Below are 17,854 nucleotides of genomic sequence, written 5' to 3'. Positions count from 1 at the left end.
GCACATGTGCAAACGTCCGGCAGCACCCGGCACCCGACCTGCCATCGCGAGCCGCCAGCGCAGGGCCTCAGGGAACCTGGCGGTGGTCGTAGTAGGGTCGCTCGCGGTCGTCGAGAATGGCGTACAGCGCGGCCAGGTTTTGCGGGTCCGGGTTGAGCCAGGCATCCACGTTCTTGGCCTTGATCGGGATGACGCAGCGGTCGTGGCCGGCGGCCAGCACTTCCGGCGGCGGGTCGTCGGTGATTGCTGCAAACGACAGCAGTTCCTGCCCGCCCGGCCCCTCCCAGCGCGACCACAGGCAGGCGATCAGCATTGGCTCGCCGGTGCTGGGCTTGAACTCGAGCACGACCTTCTCGTCCACATCGTTGTCGCCTGGCGCGCGCGTCTCGGGCCTGTATCGCCTCACGTACTCGTAGAAGGCGGTTGCCATGACGACCCCATGCGTGTATCCGAACTGCTGCTGCCAGAAGCCTTCCAGGCTGTCGCGCCGCGCGTTGTAGGTGCCCGGGAATTTCGTGTCGTAGAACTCGGGCTTGCCCGCCGGCCGACACTGGTACCGCATCGGCTTCACGACGTGCCTGCCCTGCTCGGAGATCATCACCGGCGCGTACCAGCCGGGGAAGATGCGCGAGTCGCGCGGCTGCAGTTCCGGTCGCAGGATGTCCTCGAGCTTCGCCAGTCCCTTGGCGATCTTGTCGGTCGCGATGCGCAGGTCCTCGCTCGCCTTCTTTGTGACCTGCTTCTGCAACGTCAGTCTTGCCGCGGCGAGGCGATCGCGTTGCTTGACCAGGTCTGCCTCGATCAGGGCGATCTGGTCATCGTTGTAGGTGTCGATGAGCGACTTGATGGTCCTGGCGTCGTCGCCATCGGCATCGGCGAATGCGGCGTCGAGCCCCTTGGCGATGCGCGCCTTGCTCTTGGGGCGCTCCCAGTAGAGCCGCACGAACTCTTTCAGATCGATGTCGGCACCGAACAGCCGCACGTACTCGCGGTAGTTCTGCGTGACCTGGGCCGAGTAGCACATGGCGTCACCTCCCCCGAGCTGTCGCCCCGATCTTAGGGGATTGGCCGTGTACGGAGGTCCTGCACCAGGGGGCGCGGCCCTGCGCGTGCGCTTCTCAGGCCACGAGCGCACCGGCCTCTACCGAGCGGGCCGCCGGCCTACCCGGCGCCGCACTGCATCAAACCTTCCGTGCCGATGCGCGAATGGCGTTGCGGTTGCGCCGTCGCGGGAGTGGCCGGTGACCATCAAGGCCCGAGATGGGACGTTCGGTCACGATCAACAGCACGTGGCTGTCGTGCTGCAGCGCGTGTTCGTCCCGCAGATCCGGTTGCCCGGCCACGTGCAGAAGGCCGGCAAGTCCGGCGGCGCCCGACGGTGTGGCGCGCGGGCCGTGCGCCGCGTACAGCACTTCGACGGCATGGCGCAGCAGCGCCTCGTCCACGGCCACCGCCTTCGCGCCGTACTGGCGCAGCACAGGAATGGCGGGCGCGGAGGCCACACCGCACGACAGCATGTCCGCCACCGTGTGCAGATCGCCCGGGACCTGTACGGCCTGGCCGTGCACCAGGGCTTGCGCGACGCACGCCGCGGCCTCGGGCTCGACCACCAGCAGGCGGCCCGGCGGCGACGAGATGTCGCGCATGCCATCGGCAACCGCCGCCGCCAACCCGCCGACACCGGCCTGGACGAACGCGTGCGTCGCTCGCGCATCCGCGTCGTGGAACTGCCGACGCAACTCGTGCAGGACCAGCCCATAGCCGGCCATCACCTGCTGGACCACTGGATCGTCGATGCGCGCGCCGGTGTCGGCAACCAGCAGGCTGCCGCTTTCTCGCGCGGCTTCACCGGCGGCATTCACGGCGTCGTCGTACGTGCCGTCTATCCACACGATGTCCGCGCCACAGGCGCGAATTCGCTCGGCGCGCTGGGCACTGACCGCGTTCGGCAGGAAGATCCGCGCCGTGGTGCCGGCACGCTGCGCGGCCAGCGCCACTGCCAGCCCGTGGTTGCCATCGCTGGCGCAAAGCAACGTGGGCAACGAGACGGGTGTCGTGCGCGTCAGCAACGCCTGAATCGAATCGACGCCGCCGCGCCGTGCAAGCAGGCGAAGCCCCGCCAGCATGCCGCCGAGAATCTTGAAGTTGCCGTAAGGGCGGGCACCTTCGTCCTTGATGAAGACCCGCGCGACACCGCAGTGCTGGGCCAGCGCGGGCAGTTCCAGCAGCGGGCTGGGGCCGTGATCGGGAAACAGGGCGGCGTACTCGGCCGCGATATCGGAAGGGTTCGGGTTCATGCCCACACTGTGGCGCACTGCCTGCGGGGAACTTCGGCAACAAGGGAATCCGACACGCGGCCAAACGGCACATTTGCGCCGCAGTTGTCTCCGACGCGCGTCTCAGGCGCCGTCACCCATTGTGATCGGAATGCTCAGCCCGCGTTTCACCACGCTCATCGCCACGTTGGTGGTGAAGCGTTTGACGTTTGCGTTCTCGCTCATCAATCGCCCCATGAGCGCGTCATAGCTCTCCGCGTCGGGCGCGGTCACCACGAGGATGAAGTCGGCTTCGCCGGTGACGTAGAAAGCCTGCTGCACGTGCTCCTGCGCGGACAGCCAGCGGCGCAGCTGCGACATCAGGTCGGGACGCTCGCGTTCCACCTGCAAAGCAACGATGAAGAGTGTCGGACGTCCTACCGCCTTGGGATCGACGACCGCCACCTCACGTTCGATGACGCCCTGCTCGTGCAGGCGACGCAGACGTCTCTGGATGGCCGATGGCGACAACGCCACCTGCTCCGCCAGACGCTCCGCGGTCTGGCCGGCGTCTTCCTGTACGAGATTCAGCAGTTGGCGATCGAAGCGGTCGAGATCCATGGAGCAAGGATAGTGGAGCGAATGCGCCGAATTCTGGCACGGAAGCGCCCGATATCGACGGGATTGCGCAGTCTGACGCCAGCAGCATGAAGGCCCCTTCCCCACTGGCTTATCCATGGACTTCCCGCGGTTGCAGCACTTCATCGAACGCGATTGGCAGGCGCACGTGATGCCCGCACTGGTCGAGTACATCGCCATTCCGTGCCAATCGCCGGCGTTCGAGCCGACCTGGTCCGCCACCGGTCATATGGAACGCGCGGTCACGTTGATGGTCGATTGGGCACGCTCCTACCTCGAGGATGTTCCCGGCGTGCGTATCAACGTGTTGCGAGCACCGGAGCGCACGCCGCTGCTTCTGATCGACGTGCCTGGCGACGGAGAGCCGGTGCTGGTCTACGGCCACCTGGACAAGCAGCCGTCGATGGAGGGCTGGACGCACGGCCGCAGTGCGTGGTCGCCAGTACTGGAGGAAGACCGCCTGTACGGACGTGGCGGCGCGGATGATGGCTACGCCTTGTTCAGCGCGCTGGTGGCGCTGCGCGCCGTGCGAGAGCAGAAGGCGCGCCACCCTCGCCTGCTGGTGCTGATCGAGGCCAGCGAAGAGTCCGGTAGTCCGGACCTGCCGGCCTACATCGAGGAACTCATACCGCGACTGGGCACGCCGTCCGTGGTCGTGGCACTGGATGCCGGTTGCGGCAACTACTCGCAGCTGTGGCTCACGACGTCGGTGCGTGGCCAGGTGGCCGGGCGACTCAGCGTGCAGGTCCTCGACGAAGCCGTGCATTCGGGCGATGCGTCCGGTGTGGTGCCGTCGAGCTTCCGCATCGCGCGGCGACTGCTCTCGCGCATCGAGTGCGAGGACGACGGCACGATCGCCTCGGAATTCCACGCAGACATTCCGCCACTGCGTCGCACGCAGGCGGTCGATGCCGCCGTCGCTCTGGGGGCCGGATTGCACGAGAGCCTGCCGCGCGTTCCAGGCCTGCAGCCGATCGACGCGGCGCCGGCCGAACTCATTCTCAACCGCGCCTGGCGCCCGCAGCTGGCCATCACCGGGTTGGACGGCTTGCCCGGCGTTGCCCACGCCGCCGCGGTCATGCAACCGGCCACGACCATGAAGGTGAGCCTGCGCCTGCCGCCGACCCTCGACCCGGCCGAGGCGGCACGCCAACTGAAGACCCTGCTCGAACGTGATCCGCCCTACGGCGCGCAGATCAACTTCACTGTCGACATGGTGTCGCCGGGCTGGCACGCCGCGCCCATGGCGCCATGGCTGCAGAATTCTCTCGAAGCGTCTTCGCAGAACGCCTTCGGTGCGCCGTCGGCATCGATGGGTGGTGGCGGTGGCATTCCGTTCCTGGCGATGCTTGGCGGCCGTTTTCCCACCACCGGCTTCGTGGTGACCGGCGTGCTGGGACCGCAGTCGAACGCGCACGGACCCAACGAGTTCCTCCACATTCCCACCGCACTGCGCATCACCGCGGTGCTCGCGCAGCTGCTGCACGACGCGCCGGGCAACGATGCCGCGCAAGCCTGACCTTCCCCCCGTACCCGCTGGAGATCCACATGCAACTGCTCTATCAGACCCATTCGCCGTACGCCCGCAAGGCTCTCGTCGTGGCCCACGAACTCGGCCTGTCGTCGCAGCTGGAGGTGGTGCATCACGAAACCAGCCCCACGCAGCGCAACCCGCTCGTCTTCGATCAGAACCCCCTCGGCAAGGTGCCGGTCCTGCTGCGCGAGGGCAAGCCCGCGCTGTTCGACTCGGACGTCATCTGCGCCTACTTCGACACGCTGCACGATGGCGTTCGCCTGATTCCCGAGCAGGGTGAAGCCCGCTGGCACGCACTGCGTGTGCAGGCAGTGGCGCAGGGTATGGCCGAGGCCGGCATCGCGGTGCGCTGGGAAACCGTGCGACGCCCCGAAGCACTTCGCTACGCGCCCCTGCGCGACGGCTACGTCCTGAAGCTGACGGAAAGCTACGATTGGCTGGAACGTGAGCTGGACGTCGACGGCACGTTGCACGTCGGCCATATCGCCGTGGCGACGGCGCTGGACTGGCTAGAGTTCCGTGAACTGCCCGATTTCCGCGCCGGTCGGCCGCGCCTTGCCGCGTGGTTCGACGCATTCGCCAAACGCGCGTCCATGCGCAGCACGCCGTTGTCGGGTGATACACACGATTGATCGGCGGCTGCGTCACCGGGCATGGGCGTGCTGCCGGGATACACGCTCACGTTGTCCGTGAAAGTCTGCTTCGTGGCGTGAGCTGACAAGAGCCCGCAGCAACGCCTGCACGGTCTGCTCGGCGGGGAAAAAGTCCTCGGAAGTTCGCCACTTGCTGGTGGTGTTAGCGTGTCGCGACTTGCTCGCTCCTTTCGGTGTCCCGGCGCGAAGCCGGGACACCGCTGACAGGAGAACACGCTCATGGGTCTATACGCCCTGATGATGTCCCTTACCTTCGCAACCCTTTCCGGGTTTGCTGGGCAACACGTCACTCCGAACGCTCGTGGCTGGCACGAACAGCTCGTGCAGGCGAGCCGTGCCCGGGATATCTCCAATGCCGACAAGTTGCGCCTGCTGCGCACACACTTTGTGCTGGCGCGAGATGACTACGACAGGCTCAGAACGCTCGATCTGCACGATGTCCGCACACTGTTCCAGGCAGCGGACTTGATGTTCAGCTACTCGCTGGTGCTCGGCGATCCTGCCGTGGCATCCGATGCGGCACGCCTCGAAGCGACATTCGACGAACTTGGGCGTCGCGATGCAGTCACCGATTCCGAAGCTCGCATCCTCCTCGGGGTACAGCTGTCGATGTGGTATGCAGCCAAAGCGAAAGCCCTTCAAGCGCGGTTCCCTCAATTGGCGAGTGTTGTCGTGCCGGAGCTCGCCAGTAGGCCCGTCAGCCCGCGGGCGCCAGCCTATGTCGATCTCGGCCGCTCTGGGGACCGCGCAACACTCCGCACGACTGATCTCACCCGCGGCATCCGGATCGTCATCGTGTCTGGCTGCAAGAATGCAGAGCGCGCTGCCGCCAGCGTGTGGGCAGACCCCGAGCTGCGATCAGCGTTCGAAAAGGGGAGCGCGTTGTGGCTCGCCCCCGCGTCCAAAGACCTGGACGTCGGGCAGATCCAAGCGTGGAACCGCGCACATCCAGGGCAACCCATGATGGTGTCGGCACACAACGCCGCATGGGTCGGCGTTGACTTCGCGCGGATCCCGACGACCTATGTTTACGTCGATGGGCGCATCGTCGCGAGTCACCGGGGATGGAACGTCGATGGAACCGTCCCCGACGGACTTCGTCGGTCGCTTCAAGAGACCGGTCTGCTTCCGGATCACTGAGCTGGCATTGGCATCCGCTAGCCGTGCGTGCTCGACCGGATTCAACGGCAGATCAGTCCAGCGTACGGATTCAACCTTCCGGAATGGTTGCAGCCGCGAATGGTGCGAGCACCGCCCAACCGAGGTTCGCATAGAGGTTGCGGCCGTCTTCTGTCGCGACCAGAAGCTGCGGACTTGCAAGGGTTCTCCTGGCAGCTCCAAGGGCGATCATCACCGCGACACCCAATCCCTTCCGCCTGTGGTCCTGCGCGGTCTCGATTCGATCATAGATGCAGACATCTGCAGTCTCCGCCGTGTATCCGCTAGCGGCCAGATCGCCATCGGGCGCGATGACGCAAGCCCGGGTGACGGGCCCGGCTTGTTGAAGCTCCATCCTGTAGCCAACCGGCAGAGGCCTTGTTTCGAGGGTTGCCGCTGCCGCGATCATGAAATAGTTCGCTGGCTGAACCTCCCAGCGTACCGGCAGTGCGCTTCGAAGTTCCTCGTCAGAGCCGCACAGCTTCAAGTAGTGTCGTGGAGCCGTAATGTCCTGCGCGATTGCGCGCAACCCAGCACAAGGCTGCGGGAATACCCAGCGTTTCACTTCCTTTTCCGAGTGGGTATCCACTCGGAAGCCCCCACGATCGAGAACAGGGGGCGGGGAACCCCGTGCGATGGAATGCGCTGCCTGCCAGGCAAAGACGAGCTTTGGATCGACGTTGGATAGGGTCATGGCTGATCGTATGGGGTGCTCGGATGGGGCGCATTCTCCGGTGACTGCACGCGCTGTGCCATGTTGACTCTAGCCGCGACGTCTCCGTGGCCTTTGACTAAAACATTGCCCCGTCTCAGGAGCTAAGACGCCAGCTATGGGGCAGGACGAAAGAAGGGCTCAAGAAGGCCACGGAAAGGCGAGCGTTCCGCACGTCGATCCGAGCGCAGGCCGCATCTCGGGCATGCTCGCGTCCCCTTTGAATGACGTCCGCTTCGGGTCGCTTCCCTCTGTTGTTGCGGCATACTGGGCCGATGACTGCACGTCAATTCCTGCTCGTCGCTGCCGCGTTCTGGCTGCTGTTCGGTCTGGTGGCCGGAATCCAGGTGTGGATCAGCATGATTTCGCACGGCCACCACATTCCGCTGTTGCTCGGCTATCACGTTGCGATTTGGCTGGTCTGGCTGGCGCCGACTGCGCTGGTGGTCTTGTTGGCGCGGCGCTTTCCGGTGGTGCCACCGCGGCCATTGGGGGTGGCGGTCCATCTGCTGGCGGCCACCACGATCGGTCTTCTGCATACGCTGTACGCGTTGGGCCTGTTGCTGTGGCTGCGCCCGTACGACCAGATGACCGCGTCAGCGTCCGAGGTGCAGATCGGCCAAGTGCTGCTGGCGCAGATTCCGCTGGCGTGGATCCTCTATCTGCTGGTGCTTGGCGCCGTGCTGGCACTGGAATACAGCCAACGCTATCGCGAACACGCTATCGAGGCGGCGGATCTGCGGCGCTCGCTCACCGATGCGCGGCTGCATGCGCTGGAGTTGCAGATCCAGCCGCATTTCCTGTTCAACACGCTCAATGCGATCTCGGGACTGGTGCGGGTCAGCCGCAAGGACGAGGCGATCGGCATGATCGTCGGACTGGCGGATCTGTTGCGCTATTCGCTGGACCATGCCGGCCGCCAGCGCGTGGCACTTGGCGAGGAAGTCGAGATGCTCACACGCTACCTGGAAATCCAGCAGACGCGTTTTCCGGATCGCATGTCGTTCACGGTGACCATGGATGAGACGCTGCGGCAGGTTGCGGTGCCGATCCTGATTCTGCAGCCGCTGGCGGAGAACGCCGTGCGTCACGGCATCGACCGGACCGGTTCGGCGAGTCGTGTCGAGGTGCGCGCGCAGCGCACCGACGACCGGCTGGAACTGCAGGTACGAAACAGTGGCAGCATTGCCACTCCAGTGGTGGAGCGCATCGGCTTGAAAAACACGCGAGAGCGCCTGCGCACCCTGTACGGCAACGACGCCCGCTTTTCCCTGACAGCGTCCGGCGACCACGTGCTGGCGCTGCTGGATCTGCCATTCGATCTGCAGCCATGAGCGCGTCCGGCCAGACGCCACTGAAAGTGCTGGTGGTCGACGACGAGCCATTGGCGCGGGAGAACGTTCGCGTGCTGCTGGCAGCCGACCCTCAAGTCGAGGTCGTTGGCGAATGCACTGGCCTCGACGCACCGCCCGCCATCGCCCGCCTGCGTCCCGACATCCTGTTTCTCGACATCCAGATGCCGGATCTCGACGGGTTCGCACTGCTGGACCTGGTCGGCCCAGCAGCGGTTCCGGCGGTCGTGTTCGTGACGGCATTCGATCAGTACGCGTTGCACGCATTCGAAGTGCATGCGTTGGACTACCTGCTCAAGCCCTTCACCGACGCTCGATTCAAGGCCGCGCTGGCCCGCGCGAAATCCCAGGCCCACAGCCATCGTCAGGGTGGGCTGGATGCCAGCATCAGTGCATTGCTGCAGGCTCGGCAGGCGCCGCGCAGCCGTTTCCTGATTCCCGGCCGGGACAAGAACATCGTGCTCGAGGCGGATCAGATCGACTGGATTGGTGCGGCCGACTACTACGTGAGTCTGCATTGCGGTGGCGTCAGCCATCTGCTGCGCGAAAGCATGGAAGAGATGGAACGCCAACTGGATCCGGAACAGTTCGTGCGCGTTCACCGCGGGACGATCGTGAACCTGGCGCGCGTGCGGGAAGTCCACCCGCTGTTCCGCGGCGGCTGCGAACTCAAGCTGACCGACGGCACGATGTTGAAGCTGAGCCGCGATCGACGCGCCCGGTTCGAAGCGCGATTCGCCTTGCTCGGCATGCGCCGCTGACGGTCGTCCACCGCTCGTGCGGCTGGTCCGGTGAACCGGCTGGCGGCTACGCGCTCTACCGCCAGCTATGACCGCTTCACTGCCACAGGCCACCGGTTCGCTGCCAAATCGTTGGTGGGTTTCTCGCGCCCGTGCAGGCTTGGAGCGCGCGTTGCGGTTCGGCGCAATTCATGCGCTGCCCCCTTGAAGGAATCACACATGACTCGATTTTTGCTGCTCGCACTGTTGGCAGTGTCATCAACCTCTAGTGCCGTTGTGATCCGGCATGACCTTGATGACTCAAAGTACCGAGTTCCGGCATCTGAGCTTCCTGCCCTCGTTGATATGCCTGGTGAGGGACACGGCGTTCTGATTGCGCCCCAATGGGTTGTTACAGCTGCCCACGCTGTGACATGGCAGACCGAGATCAAGGCGGTGGTCATGAACGGGATCTCCCGAGAGGTGGAGCACCTCGTAATCCATCCCGGATACAGAAAGCCACCGCAAGAGCTGATCAATCAGATACTGACCACTGGGGATGCGACTCTGCTAAGGGTCTTGCTCGCCTCGTCGGACGACATCGCGCTTCTCAAGCTGGTGGAACCCGTTACCGACGTTTCTCCCGTGGCACTCTACGAAGGCGAAGACGAGCTAAGCCAGATTGCAAAGATCATAGGAAAAGGCGCCACTGGCACCGGAGCTATTGGGTACGCAGCCCACGACTCCCACCGCACCGAGCTTCGTCGCGCCTTCAACCAGATCACCAGCGCTCACGGCCGCTGGTTTTGCTACGTGTTCGACAAAGCGCCCTCGGCGTTACCTCTTGAGGGAATGACCGGTAACGGAGACAGCGGCGGCCCAACACTCATTCAAGTCAACGACCAATGGCTGCTGGCCGGACTTCCTTCTTGGACCGCTGCCTCAGGCGATGCCAGGACTTTGCGCCTGGGGCTCTATGGTCAGTCCAGTTGTAACGTCCGGATCAGCCACTACGTCGACTGGATTGAAAGCAACATGTCCTCGCAACCGCAGGCCGGTGGCTAACAATTAGTTCAAGCCGAAGCCGCTTCGCGGCTCGACTTGATTTCAGGCGTTGAGCATCCCCGATCAGGCGCGCCGCCAGCAGGTCCATCGAACCGAATCGACCCATCTGCGGCGCCTCGGTCACTGCAGCAAGATCACCGCGCCCCATGCCATCAGCACAACCCCTGCGCAGTAGCCCACCCATCGCCCTTTTGCCAGAACCTTCTCGGCCAGCACCAGAAGCGACAGCGCGGCAATCCAGGCCAGGTTCATCACTCCGCCCACGAACAACAGAACCATCAACATCCAGCAACAACCGATGCAGTACGCGCCATGCACCACGCCCAGGCGGATGGCGCCACGGGGTCCGGGACGCCAATGCCGCGAGAGAAATTCCGCCGGCGCGCGACAATGCGAAAGGCAGGCATTCTTCAGCGGGGATAGTTGATAGAGGCCGGTAACAATCAGGGCCGTGCCGGACAACCACTGCACCTGTGATCCCATCGTCATCGCCGAGACGACGCCTGCGCTTTCCAATGCCTGGTGCACCGCAGTGGCGGCGATCGAGAACGCCAGCCAGATCAGGAAATAGCCGGCGACGAAGGCGGCGGTCGCAGGACGAGTCGCCATCTGCCCCTGCGTCTGGGCATGGCGATGCACCCGCGCGTACAACAGGATGGTCGGCGCGGCGCTCGGCGTCATCATCGCGATCATCATGGCCCACCACATGGCCACCATCAGGCCCCAGTGCGCGGAGTCCCATGCCGGCGCCATGGAATCCATCGCCATGCCGGGCATATCAGACATTGCTGGCATCGAAGACATCGCCGTCGTCGAGCCCTCGATGGGTTGATAAGGCAACAGCGCCAGCCGGGTCATGTCCCACGCGCTCATGCCCAGCCCCGCGCCCGCCGCGAGGTACGCCCATGTGAGCACCCAAAGCGCGAACAAGCCGGCGATCGTGATTGCGCCGTCCCGTTTGAGCAGGCGCTCGAAGAACGACACGGCAGGGCTCACCGCAACTCAGGCTCGAACGACGCCGTGACCGTTGAGGTGCAGTCGCGCGAACTGTCCGTAGGTGTCGGTCAGCGCGATCTGTACTGGCCCTGTGGTCGTGGTCGACGCACTGCCGATCTCGGCCACGGCGTACTCGAATCCATCCGGCAACACGATCTGCGCTCGGGATTCGACACCCGTGGCCTTGTTGACGATCGGCTTGCCGACCGTTTCGATGTAATCCTTGACGGCGATCCGGCCCTTCCGTCCATCGATGTCCAGCTGAAGGTCGATATCGGTGAAGACCGGATCGTGCATCCTGGTCACTGTCGAGGCATAGACGGCGAACATCGTGGCGAACGGGTCGGTGTCCTGCCCCGTCATGATCCTCAGCAGCGCCTCGCGTTGCTTGTCGCTGGCGTTGGCATCCACGAACGCAATGGCCTCGCCGTTGCCCTCGTGAATCGGGCCGGGCCATTTGAAGATCGCCGCGATACGCAGGCCATCGAGCCTGGTCTCACCGTGATGGCCTTCATCGATCTGGATGCCGGCCACCGCGTGGCAGTGGCCCTTGTCCGGCAATGCGTTGAACTGGCAGTTGCAGCCGTATTCGCAGCTACAGTTGACGAGCTCGCGGCCCTTGATCTCCCAAATACTCATGACGAGCCTCCGGCTTCACGCTGTCCCGGAAATCGTACTCCCCGACCCTCGGGGTCCCTGCCCGTCCGTCAGTTGGACGCGCTTGGTGCCGGCCACGCGGAGATCCACTATCGTCGATCGGTATCCGCACAAGCGCGGCGCGAGCTTCGGCGCGAATCAACGTCAGCGCTCAACCGCGCCATGGTCTCCAGCGAAATCGCCTTCGCACACATCCCGGCGATGGGAGGCCTTGAATTTCAATGCGCCCACCGAAAAACGAAAAGCAACCTGGCTGGTCGAGTCGCCGTCCGAAACAGGTGCGATGATCTCAACGGATGTGCTTTTGTGCAGTCCATCCACCAGGTACTTGCTTGCGTCAAACTTGACCGCCTGGCCAGTCGAATAAGGCCCATCGGAGTAGCACGATCCAATGTCGGCGGGTTGCCCCTGGTCAAATGCCACCGAGATCTGACAGAGGCTGGATCCTTCACAGTAGATCTGCGCAAATCCGTCATCCGTCGGATCAAGTGCAAGCCAGGAACGGGTTCCGTGCGGCCCATTGACAAGGCGAAGCTCCGCTCGAAGCGAAACGACAGAGTCATCGACGTAGCTCTTGACCTCGACGGTGTTGTCAGAGGTTACGACTGCATGCTCAGCGCCGACGATGTTCTCGTACCGCCAATCGGCAAAAACCGAAGGGCTCGCAAGGATGCACGCGAGGCCAACCAGGCCTATCGATTTTCGAGGCGCCATGACTTGAGCGCTTTCGACTGATCCAAGCCGAGCCGCGAAGGCATTTGAACTCAGCACGGCATTGACCAGAGGCAATGCCGGACGGCATCGGCTTGGTCGGCCCCAAGCAAGGATTCTGGTGTGTCCCCATCAAGGGCGGGCACCTCGCGAGAGAGCCACGCCAAGGCGTCGCCGCGCAAATGGAAGTAGGTAGCCCAGGCAATATCCTCATGCCCCCCGCAAGCCGCAACAAGCTCGGCCGGGAAGGCGCACCGGTGAAACTCTTCATGGCAGATGGCTGCAAAGGCAGTCCAGCGTAGGTCCATGGGTTCTAACGCCCTATGTCTTTGAACCTCCGTAGCTTAGACGTCGGGAGCCCGGTGCGCCTGCCCGATACGCCTGGCATCAGCCGCCCCCTGATTCAGTGGCGGTGCGCCGGGGCCCGCTCCGCCGGCATCCCGAACCTCCCCTTTAGTGGAATTGCCGGCCTTGGCCGACCCTGACAGCTTGGATGAACCAAACCGCCGATCCGGCGCGCTGGCCGCTGGGCAGTGGCGTGGAGCCGCCCGGTTCGTCGGCATGAAGGCGTCGCCCCACCGGCCATCGGTTTGTTCGACAAGGCTGGCATGACCCGGGCACGAGGAGACGACGCATGAACAAGGCACCCAGGGCCCATCGCCCGCAGCCTGCCGCCATCGTTGGAGGTGCTGCCATGATTTCGAGTTCACTTCGCCGCAATCGCGGGCCTTGGCTGGCAGCGGCAATCGTCGGTGCGTTGTCGCTCTCTGGCACCGCCGCCGCGCAGACGGCCATGCCACCGAATCTGATTCCGTTGGGTGTCTTTGACACGACGTTGGCGACAGACACGGGCGGCCGTTCCACGCTGCGGTTTAGCACCACCTCCTGGAACGGCGGCGCAGGGCCGTTGGAGCTTGCCGCCGGCGAAGTCGAAACCGGATCGGGCAAGCTGCGGGTGTACCAGGTTGTGTACCAGAGCAGCGGTCCTCCGGCCCTGCACTTCGCGGGCGCCTTCGAGTACCACCCGGCGCACAACCACATGCATTTCAACGACTTCGCGCTGTACACGCTGCAGCCGGTCAATGCACCGGGCGGGTCGTTGCGCACCGGCGTCAAGACCACGTTCTGCGTGATGGATACCACGGCGATCAACCTGGGATTGCAGGGCGCACCGGCCCGTGCGTTCTACACCCAGTGCGGGCGCGACCTGCAGGGCATTTCGGTCGGTTGGGGCGATACCTACGGCGCCCATCTCGCCGGCCAGGAGATCGATTTCACCGCTAATGCTGACGGCATTTACCAGCTGAAGGTCGAAGTGGATCCCAAGAAGGTGCTCGTCGAGAACAATGAGAACGACAACGTGTCGTGCGTGCTGCTCAACATCAAGAAGCCGAGCACCGTCAGCGTGCTCGACAGCAGCGGCCATTGCGCATCGGTGGCATCGATCACCCCGAGTTCGGCGCGCACGGGCACCAGCGTTCAGGTCTCGATCACCGGATACGGATTCACGGCCGGCATGGGCGTCAGCTTCGATGGCGGCACCGGCCCACGGCCGGTTGCCAGCAACGTGCAGCTGACGTCCAACACCGAATCGGTGGATCGGATCACGGCGACCGTGACGGTGCCCTACAAGAAGCAGCCCGGCCGGAATCCGGTCTGGAACGTGCGTGTGGGCAACGGCGGCGTTCTGGCCCGGGGATTCACGGTCACGCGGTAGTCGAATGCGGCAGCCGGACGCGGCAGCCAAACCGAGGCTGCCGCACCACCAGCGCGCGACGCTACCGAGCCTTGCGAAGTGACCCTGCCTCGGGAGCGAATTCCCCTTCAGTGGAATGGTCCCGCGATGTCGGCTCTGGCACGGTGCGATTGGGACATGACGAACACGCGGGCGTCGGATCATTGCACGCCAGTCCCCTCCCCCGGGCACGGACGCATGTTCAACCAGTTGAGACTTGGAGACAGAACATGATTGGGCTGCTCAAGAAATCGCTCAGGACCGCTGCGCTCGGCATCGGCGCAACGTTGATTGCCGGCTCGGCCTTCGCCGGCGAAACGAAGCCTCCGCCGGTAGGGCCGTTGTGTCACAACATTGGTGGGCCACGAGACTTGGGCGCCAATTGCGAAGCCACCGGCAACTGCACTGTCCTGCTGGCCGATGAATCGCTGCTTACCTTTGGCCCGAATCAGTACCTGGGAATCGTGATTGGCGCGAGTAGCACCTCGCGGGCCGCCCACATCGCCCATGGCGACGGCGCCGCCCTGGTCATCTTCGAGCCACCGCTGCACCTGGCCTCGGTGATAGGCCCACATCGAGCGTCCAACGTGGAATGCCTTGCAACGCGGGTCAACCCGCAGCCGCCCGAGCCTGGCAACTGACCAGGCCGAGCCGGAGGTCGGCGTGCACAGGCGCAGCGGTGATCTCGCTGCGCCTGCATCCAGTGGGTACAGGCGGACCTGCCGGCTATTGGACCGCGCGCGCCCGCACCATCGGCACCCGACCAGGCAGTTCAGGATCACGCAGCAGCCGACGCCTGTAGGACCACCAGCGCGCGGCGGCGCACACCGAGTTTGGTGAAGACGCTTCTCAGGTGCTTCTTGACCGTGTCTTCCATGATCCCGAGGTCGCGTGCGATCTCCTTGTTGCTGCGACCCTGATGCAGTCGTCCGACGACCTGCAACTCCCGTTGCGTGAGCGTTTCCATGGCGTGCCGGCGGATCGGATCGAACGATGCGGAAGCGTCCGCACGGGCCAATGCCCATGTCGGGTCGGTGATGGCGTTGGCCATCATTCGACGCGACAGCCAGAGTTCGCCATTGCTGACGGCGCGAATTGCCTTGAGGCAGAGATCGGGCGGGCTCGTCGTCAGCAGGAGCCCGTGGAGCCGGTTTCGCAACACGTCGGCTACGGCACCGCGACAAGCCTGCTCGGCCACGAGGAGCACGCGAACATGAGGACAGCACTGGCGAATCTTTCGCAGCGCCAGCGGGTGAAGGCGGTCAAACAGCGCCTTGTCGAGCAGCAGCACCTTGGGTTGGTACCGGCTCAAAGAGGTCGCCAGGCGGGTCACGTCCGTGACCGGCTCTCCCTCGATCTGGATGCCGGACTCGCACGCCAGCATGGACTGCCAGGCCGCTTGCAGGGCCTGGCAGTCGGAAGCGGTCATGACCGTGATGGCTGTCGCCGAGCCTCCGAACTCCCCGAGGCCTAGCGGTGCCGCACAAGAGGCTGCGCCTGGACGCACAGTCCGGTCTGGTTCTGCATGCATCGTAGTCATCACTGCTCCGGTGATCCGCAACCGGGTGCTTCCTGGTTGCACACCTCCTGGCCGCATTCGACGAGCCAAGTGCGCTGACGCTGGTTGGGCAAGAAGACCAAATCTCTATCGCTGAACAACGCGTCTGGCGATTGCTTCAGGACTGCATCCCCCAAGTGGGGGATCTGCGGCTATTCGACGGCCGCCTGCAACGCGCCTGAGAACAGCGCCTGGCGTTGCCGCGCCCACTGCACCGCCAGGTCGCGAAACGCACGGACGCGCGCAGAGCTGCGCAAGTCCGGATGGATCACGCACCACAGGTCGGTGCACACCTCCGGCAACACGTCACCGATCCGTCGGATGCCAGGCTTTCCCTCGCCCAGGTAGCACGGCAACAGCGCGCGACCGAACCCCGCCTGGCAGGCCGCCAACGCGGCCGGCAACGTGTCGACCGTCAGCGCGATGTGTTGCGGGTCGATGTTGCGGAAGATCCATCGCGCCGAGTCCAGGTGCGCCAGCGACTCGCCGAAGCCGATCACCCGACGGGCATCGCCGTGCTCGCTGGGGCTTTCGCTCTCCGGCGCATAGACGGCCGTACCGATCGTGGCGAGCTGTCGAACCGACATCCCGTCCGGCGCGTTCCGCGCCGGGCGCAGCGCGATATCCGCGTCGCGCCGCTGCAGCGTGAGGAACGCATTCGACACTACCAGGTCGACCGAGACCGCTGGATAGTGGGCCGCGAATTCCGAACACAGCTCCAGCGTCAGCTCGACCAGCGTGTCGGGCACCGTCACGCGCAACGATCCCTGCAGTTGCCGGTCGTGACCGGCCAATTGCCGGGCCAGCGCGTCGGTTTCGTGCTGCACTCGCTCGGCCGCGCGTCTCACGATGTCGCCCGCTTCGGTGGGCGCATATCCGCGGCGGCTGCGGCGAAACAACGTCGCTCCCATCCGCTCCTCCAGCGCGCCAAGGCGCCGGAACGCACTGGAATGATCGAGCCCGAGTGCGCGCGCCGCGCCAACCAAGCTGCCGGCCTCGGCAATGGCGCGTACCAGCGCGAGATCTTCCAACGACCAGCGTTCTGGTCTCATGTGCACAGTTTCCTTGCAGAGTTGCCGGATGGTCGCCGCCGGTCGCAGCACACATTCTGACCGCGTCCCGCCACCCGAGGAATCGCGATCATGAAACTCTACTTCGCACCGCACACCTGCTCACTCGCGCCGCACATCCTCCTGCACGAGCTCGGCATTCCCTTCGAGCTGGCACGCGTGCAGCTGGGGCCGGCACCCACGGTGCTGTCTACCGGCGAGGACTACCGGAAGGTCAACCCGCTTGGCTACGTGCCGGCGCTGGAACTCGACGCTGGCCGCGTGTTGACCGAAGGCACTGCGATCCTGCAGTGGCTCGCCGACAGCAGCCCGGACTCGCCGCTGGCAACCCCCGCCGATGTGCACCAACGCTACGAGCTGCAGCGCTGGCTGGGATACATCGGTTCGGAACTGCACAAGACCTTCAGCCCATGGCTGTTTCATCCCGAGTACGGCGAGCAGGCGATGAACGTCGCGCGCGTCCGCCTCAACCCGCGGCTGGACGTGGTCGAACGACAGCTGCAGCGCCACGCGTTCATCGCCGGCGACACGTTCACTGTGGCCGATGCGTACCTGTTCGCGGTGGTCAGCTGGTGCAAGCCGCTGAAGATTTCGCTGCAACCGTGGCCAGCGCTTGCGGGCTATCTCGAACGCCTGGGCCAGCGCGACAGCATCCGCGCAGCGCTCGCGGCGGAGAAGCGGGCGCTGGCGGCATGAAACCGGCGCTCGCATGGTGGCTGTTGCTCATCGCCGGCGGCCTGGACGTGTTGTGGGCGGCATCGATGAAGCTCTCTGCGGGCTATACCCGCCCGGGCTGGACGGCGGTTTCGATCGTGGCGTTGATCGGCTTCGTCGTGCTGCTCGGCAAGGTGCTGGCCGTGCTGCCCGTGGGCAGTGCGTACGTGGTGTGGACCGGAATCGGCGCGGCCGGCACGGTGCTGCTGGGCGCGGTGGTGTTCGGCGAACCGCTGAACGCGATGCGGGTGTTGGGCATCGTGCTGGTCGTGGCCGGCGTGGCCATGCTGCGTACCGTGCCTGCGGCGACGTGACGTCGCTCCGGA

General features: G+C 64.8%; 19 protein-coding genes. 10 read left to right on the top strand and 9 right to left on the bottom strand.

Features of this window, described 5'->3' with window-relative positions; genetic code table 11:
- Positions 1-67: 67 nt before the first annotated feature.
- The 3 genes from EER27_RS02235 to EER27_RS02225 form a co-directional block, all read right to left on the bottom strand.
- Entirely contained in the window at positions 68-1,024 is a 957-nt protein-coding gene (locus tag EER27_RS02235; protein ID WP_123086383.1) for an SOS response-associated peptidase family protein, read from the bottom strand.
- Between the two features lie 157 nt (positions 1,025-1,181).
- Positions 1,182-2,297 carry a pyridoxal-phosphate dependent enzyme gene (locus tag EER27_RS02230; protein ID WP_123086382.1) on the bottom strand — a complete coding sequence of 372 codons (1,116 nt, stop codon included), beginning with the start codon at positions 2,295-2,297 and terminating at the stop codon, positions 1,182-1,184.
- Positions 2,298-2,399: 102 nt separating this feature from the next.
- The gene (locus EER27_RS02225) at positions 2,400-2,876 is read right to left on the bottom strand and encodes an Lrp/AsnC family transcriptional regulator (protein ID WP_123086381.1); all 477 of its coding nucleotides are present in this window, start codon (positions 2,874-2,876) and stop codon (positions 2,400-2,402) included.
- A gap of 115 nt (positions 2,877-2,991) precedes the next feature.
- Here EER27_RS02225 and EER27_RS02220 point away from each other — a divergent pair, with 115 nt between their 5' ends.
- From EER27_RS02220 to EER27_RS02210, 3 genes are all read left to right on the top strand, one after another.
- The gene (locus EER27_RS02220) at positions 2,992-4,413 is read left to right on the top strand and encodes a M20/M25/M40 family metallo-hydrolase (protein WP_123086380.1); all 1,422 of its coding nucleotides are present in this window, start codon (positions 2,992-2,994) and stop codon (positions 4,411-4,413) included.
- Positions 4,414-4,442: 29 nt separating this feature from the next.
- Complete coding sequence (locus tag EER27_RS02215; RefSeq protein WP_123086379.1) at positions 4,443-5,060, top strand: glutathione S-transferase family protein; 618 nt, start codon at positions 4,443-4,445, stop codon at positions 5,058-5,060.
- Positions 5,061-5,300: 240 nt separating this feature from the next.
- The gene (locus EER27_RS02210; protein WP_123086378.1) at positions 5,301-6,221 is read left to right on the top strand and encodes a hypothetical protein; all 921 of its coding nucleotides are present in this window, start codon (positions 5,301-5,303) and stop codon (positions 6,219-6,221) included.
- Positions 6,222-6,291: 70 nt separating this feature from the next.
- On the opposite strand, the gene EER27_RS16805 is transcribed toward EER27_RS02210, so the two are convergent.
- Positions 6,292-6,933 (bottom strand): GNAT family N-acetyltransferase, encoded by a 642-nt coding sequence (locus tag EER27_RS16805; protein ID WP_148040896.1) that lies wholly within the window; start codon positions 6,931-6,933, stop codon positions 6,292-6,294.
- 293 nt (positions 6,934-7,226) lie between these two features.
- Here EER27_RS16805 and EER27_RS02200 point away from each other — a divergent pair, with 293 nt between their 5' ends.
- The 3 genes from EER27_RS02200 to EER27_RS02190 all read left to right on the top strand — a co-directional run bounded on the left by EER27_RS02200 (position 7,227) and on the right by EER27_RS02190 (position 10,087).
- A complete protein-coding gene (locus tag EER27_RS02200) occupies positions 7,227-8,285 on the top strand; it encodes a sensor histidine kinase (RefSeq protein WP_190285602.1) in 1,059 nt (352 codons plus the stop codon).
- Entirely contained in the window at positions 8,282-9,064 is a 783-nt protein-coding gene (locus EER27_RS02195; protein ID WP_123086375.1) for a LytR/AlgR family response regulator transcription factor, read from the top strand. Before EER27_RS02200 ends, EER27_RS02195 begins: the two co-directional genes overlap by 4 nt.
- Before the next feature lie 198 nt (positions 9,065-9,262).
- On the top strand, positions 9,263-10,087 hold the full coding sequence (locus tag EER27_RS02190) for a trypsin-like serine protease (RefSeq protein ID WP_123086374.1): 825 nt from the start codon (positions 9,263-9,265) through the stop codon (positions 10,085-10,087).
- 120 nt (positions 10,088-10,207) lie between these two features.
- Here EER27_RS02190 and EER27_RS02185 read toward each other — a convergent pair whose 3' ends face one another.
- From EER27_RS02185 to EER27_RS16800, 3 genes are all read right to left on the bottom strand, one after another.
- Positions 10,208-11,083 carry a DUF2182 domain-containing protein gene (locus EER27_RS02185; protein WP_223807126.1) on the bottom strand — a complete coding sequence of 292 codons (876 nt, stop codon included), beginning with the start codon at positions 11,081-11,083 and terminating at the stop codon, positions 10,208-10,210.
- Between the two features lie 6 nt (positions 11,084-11,089).
- Positions 11,090-11,722 (bottom strand): DUF1326 domain-containing protein, encoded by a 633-nt coding sequence (locus EER27_RS02180; protein ID WP_123086372.1) that lies wholly within the window; start codon positions 11,720-11,722, stop codon positions 11,090-11,092.
- A 162-nt stretch (positions 11,723-11,884) separates the two neighbouring features.
- A complete protein-coding gene (locus EER27_RS16800; protein ID WP_190285633.1) occupies positions 11,885-12,529 on the bottom strand; it encodes a hypothetical protein in 645 nt (214 codons plus the stop codon).
- A 616-nt stretch (positions 12,530-13,145) separates the two neighbouring features.
- On the opposite strand from EER27_RS16800, the gene EER27_RS02170 reads away from it, so the two are divergent.
- The gene (locus tag EER27_RS02170) at positions 13,146-14,168 is read left to right on the top strand and encodes a lysyl oxidase family protein (RefSeq protein ID WP_190285601.1); all 1,023 of its coding nucleotides are present in this window, start codon (positions 13,146-13,148) and stop codon (positions 14,166-14,168) included.
- Between the two features lie 248 nt (positions 14,169-14,416).
- Complete coding sequence (locus EER27_RS02165; RefSeq protein ID WP_123086369.1) at positions 14,417-14,827, top strand: hypothetical protein; 411 nt, start codon at positions 14,417-14,419, stop codon at positions 14,825-14,827.
- A gap of 137 nt (positions 14,828-14,964) precedes the next feature.
- Here the strand turns inward: EER27_RS02165 and EER27_RS02160 are convergent, their stop codons facing one another.
- Together EER27_RS02160 and EER27_RS02155 are read right to left on the bottom strand one after the other, a co-directional pair.
- Positions 14,965-15,615 (bottom strand): response regulator transcription factor, encoded by a 651-nt coding sequence (locus EER27_RS02160; RefSeq protein ID WP_190285600.1) that lies wholly within the window; start codon positions 15,613-15,615, stop codon positions 14,965-14,967.
- A gap of 281 nt (positions 15,616-15,896) precedes the next feature.
- A complete protein-coding gene (locus EER27_RS02155; RefSeq protein WP_123086367.1) occupies positions 15,897-16,796 on the bottom strand; it encodes a LysR family transcriptional regulator in 900 nt (299 codons plus the stop codon).
- A 90-nt stretch (positions 16,797-16,886) separates the two neighbouring features.
- On the opposite strand from EER27_RS02155, the gene gstA reads away from it, so the two are divergent.
- Positions 16,887-17,510, top strand: coding sequence for a glutathione transferase GstA (gstA, locus tag EER27_RS02150; protein WP_123086366.1), 624 nt, complete (start codon positions 16,887-16,889; stop codon positions 17,508-17,510).
- Positions 17,507-17,842, top strand: a complete 336-nt coding sequence (locus tag EER27_RS02145; RefSeq protein WP_123086365.1) for a DMT family transporter — start codon at positions 17,507-17,509, stop codon at positions 17,840-17,842. The genes gstA and EER27_RS02145 overlap by 4 nt, the downstream gene beginning before the upstream one ends.
- Positions 17,843-17,854: the final 12 nt, after the last annotated feature.

The organism is Montanilutibacter psychrotolerans, from assembly GCF_003719825.1.
In the GTDB taxonomy this organism is placed as follows: domain Bacteria; phylum Pseudomonadota; class Gammaproteobacteria; order Xanthomonadales; family Xanthomonadaceae; genus Montanilutibacter; species Montanilutibacter psychrotolerans.
The sequence above is the reverse complement of the archived record's forward strand: the minus strand, read 5'-3'. Positions and strand labels throughout refer to the sequence as shown.

Coding starts and splice junctions, on each gene's coding strand:
- EER27_RS02230 (WP_123086382.1), bottom strand. CDS start 2,297: ATGAACCCGAACCCTTCCGATATCGCGGCCGAGTACGCCGCCCTGTTT.
- EER27_RS02215 (WP_123086379.1), top strand. CDS start 4,443: ATGCAACTGCTCTATCAGACCCATTCGCCGTACGCCCGCAAGGCTCTC.
- EER27_RS02235 (WP_123086383.1), bottom strand. CDS start 1,024: ATGTGCTACTCGGCCCAGGTCACGCAGAACTACCGCGAGTACGTGCGG.
- EER27_RS02160 (WP_190285600.1), bottom strand. CDS start 15,615: ATGACCGCTTCCGACTGCCAGGCCCTGCAAGCGGCCTGGCAGTCCATG.
- EER27_RS02180 (WP_123086372.1), bottom strand. CDS start 11,722: ATGAGTATTTGGGAGATCAAGGGCCGCGAGCTCGTCAACTGTAGCTGC.
- EER27_RS02225 (WP_123086381.1), bottom strand. CDS start 2,876: ATGGATCTCGACCGCTTCGATCGCCAACTGCTGAATCTCGTACAGGAA.
- EER27_RS02190 (WP_123086374.1), top strand. CDS start 9,263: ATGACTCGATTTTTGCTGCTCGCACTGTTGGCAGTGTCATCAACCTCT.
- EER27_RS02170 (WP_190285601.1), top strand. CDS start 13,146: ATGATTTCGAGTTCACTTCGCCGCAATCGCGGGCCTTGGCTGGCAGCG.
- EER27_RS02195 (WP_123086375.1), top strand. CDS start 8,282: ATGAGCGCGTCCGGCCAGACGCCACTGAAAGTGCTGGTGGTCGACGAC.
- gstA (WP_123086366.1), top strand. CDS start 16,887: ATGAAACTCTACTTCGCACCGCACACCTGCTCACTCGCGCCGCACATC.
- EER27_RS02220 (WP_123086380.1), top strand. CDS start 2,992: ATGGACTTCCCGCGGTTGCAGCACTTCATCGAACGCGATTGGCAGGCG.
- EER27_RS02145 (WP_123086365.1), top strand. CDS start 17,507: ATGAAACCGGCGCTCGCATGGTGGCTGTTGCTCATCGCCGGCGGCCTG.
- EER27_RS02155 (WP_123086367.1), bottom strand. CDS start 16,796: ATGAGACCAGAACGCTGGTCGTTGGAAGATCTCGCGCTGGTACGCGCC.
- EER27_RS16805 (WP_148040896.1), bottom strand. CDS start 6,933: ATGACCCTATCCAACGTCGATCCAAAGCTCGTCTTTGCCTGGCAGGCA.
- EER27_RS02165 (WP_123086369.1), top strand. CDS start 14,417: ATGATTGGGCTGCTCAAGAAATCGCTCAGGACCGCTGCGCTCGGCATC.
- EER27_RS02200 (WP_190285602.1), top strand. CDS start 7,227: ATGACTGCACGTCAATTCCTGCTCGTCGCTGCCGCGTTCTGGCTGCTG.
- EER27_RS02210 (WP_123086378.1), top strand. CDS start 5,301: ATGGGTCTATACGCCCTGATGATGTCCCTTACCTTCGCAACCCTTTCC.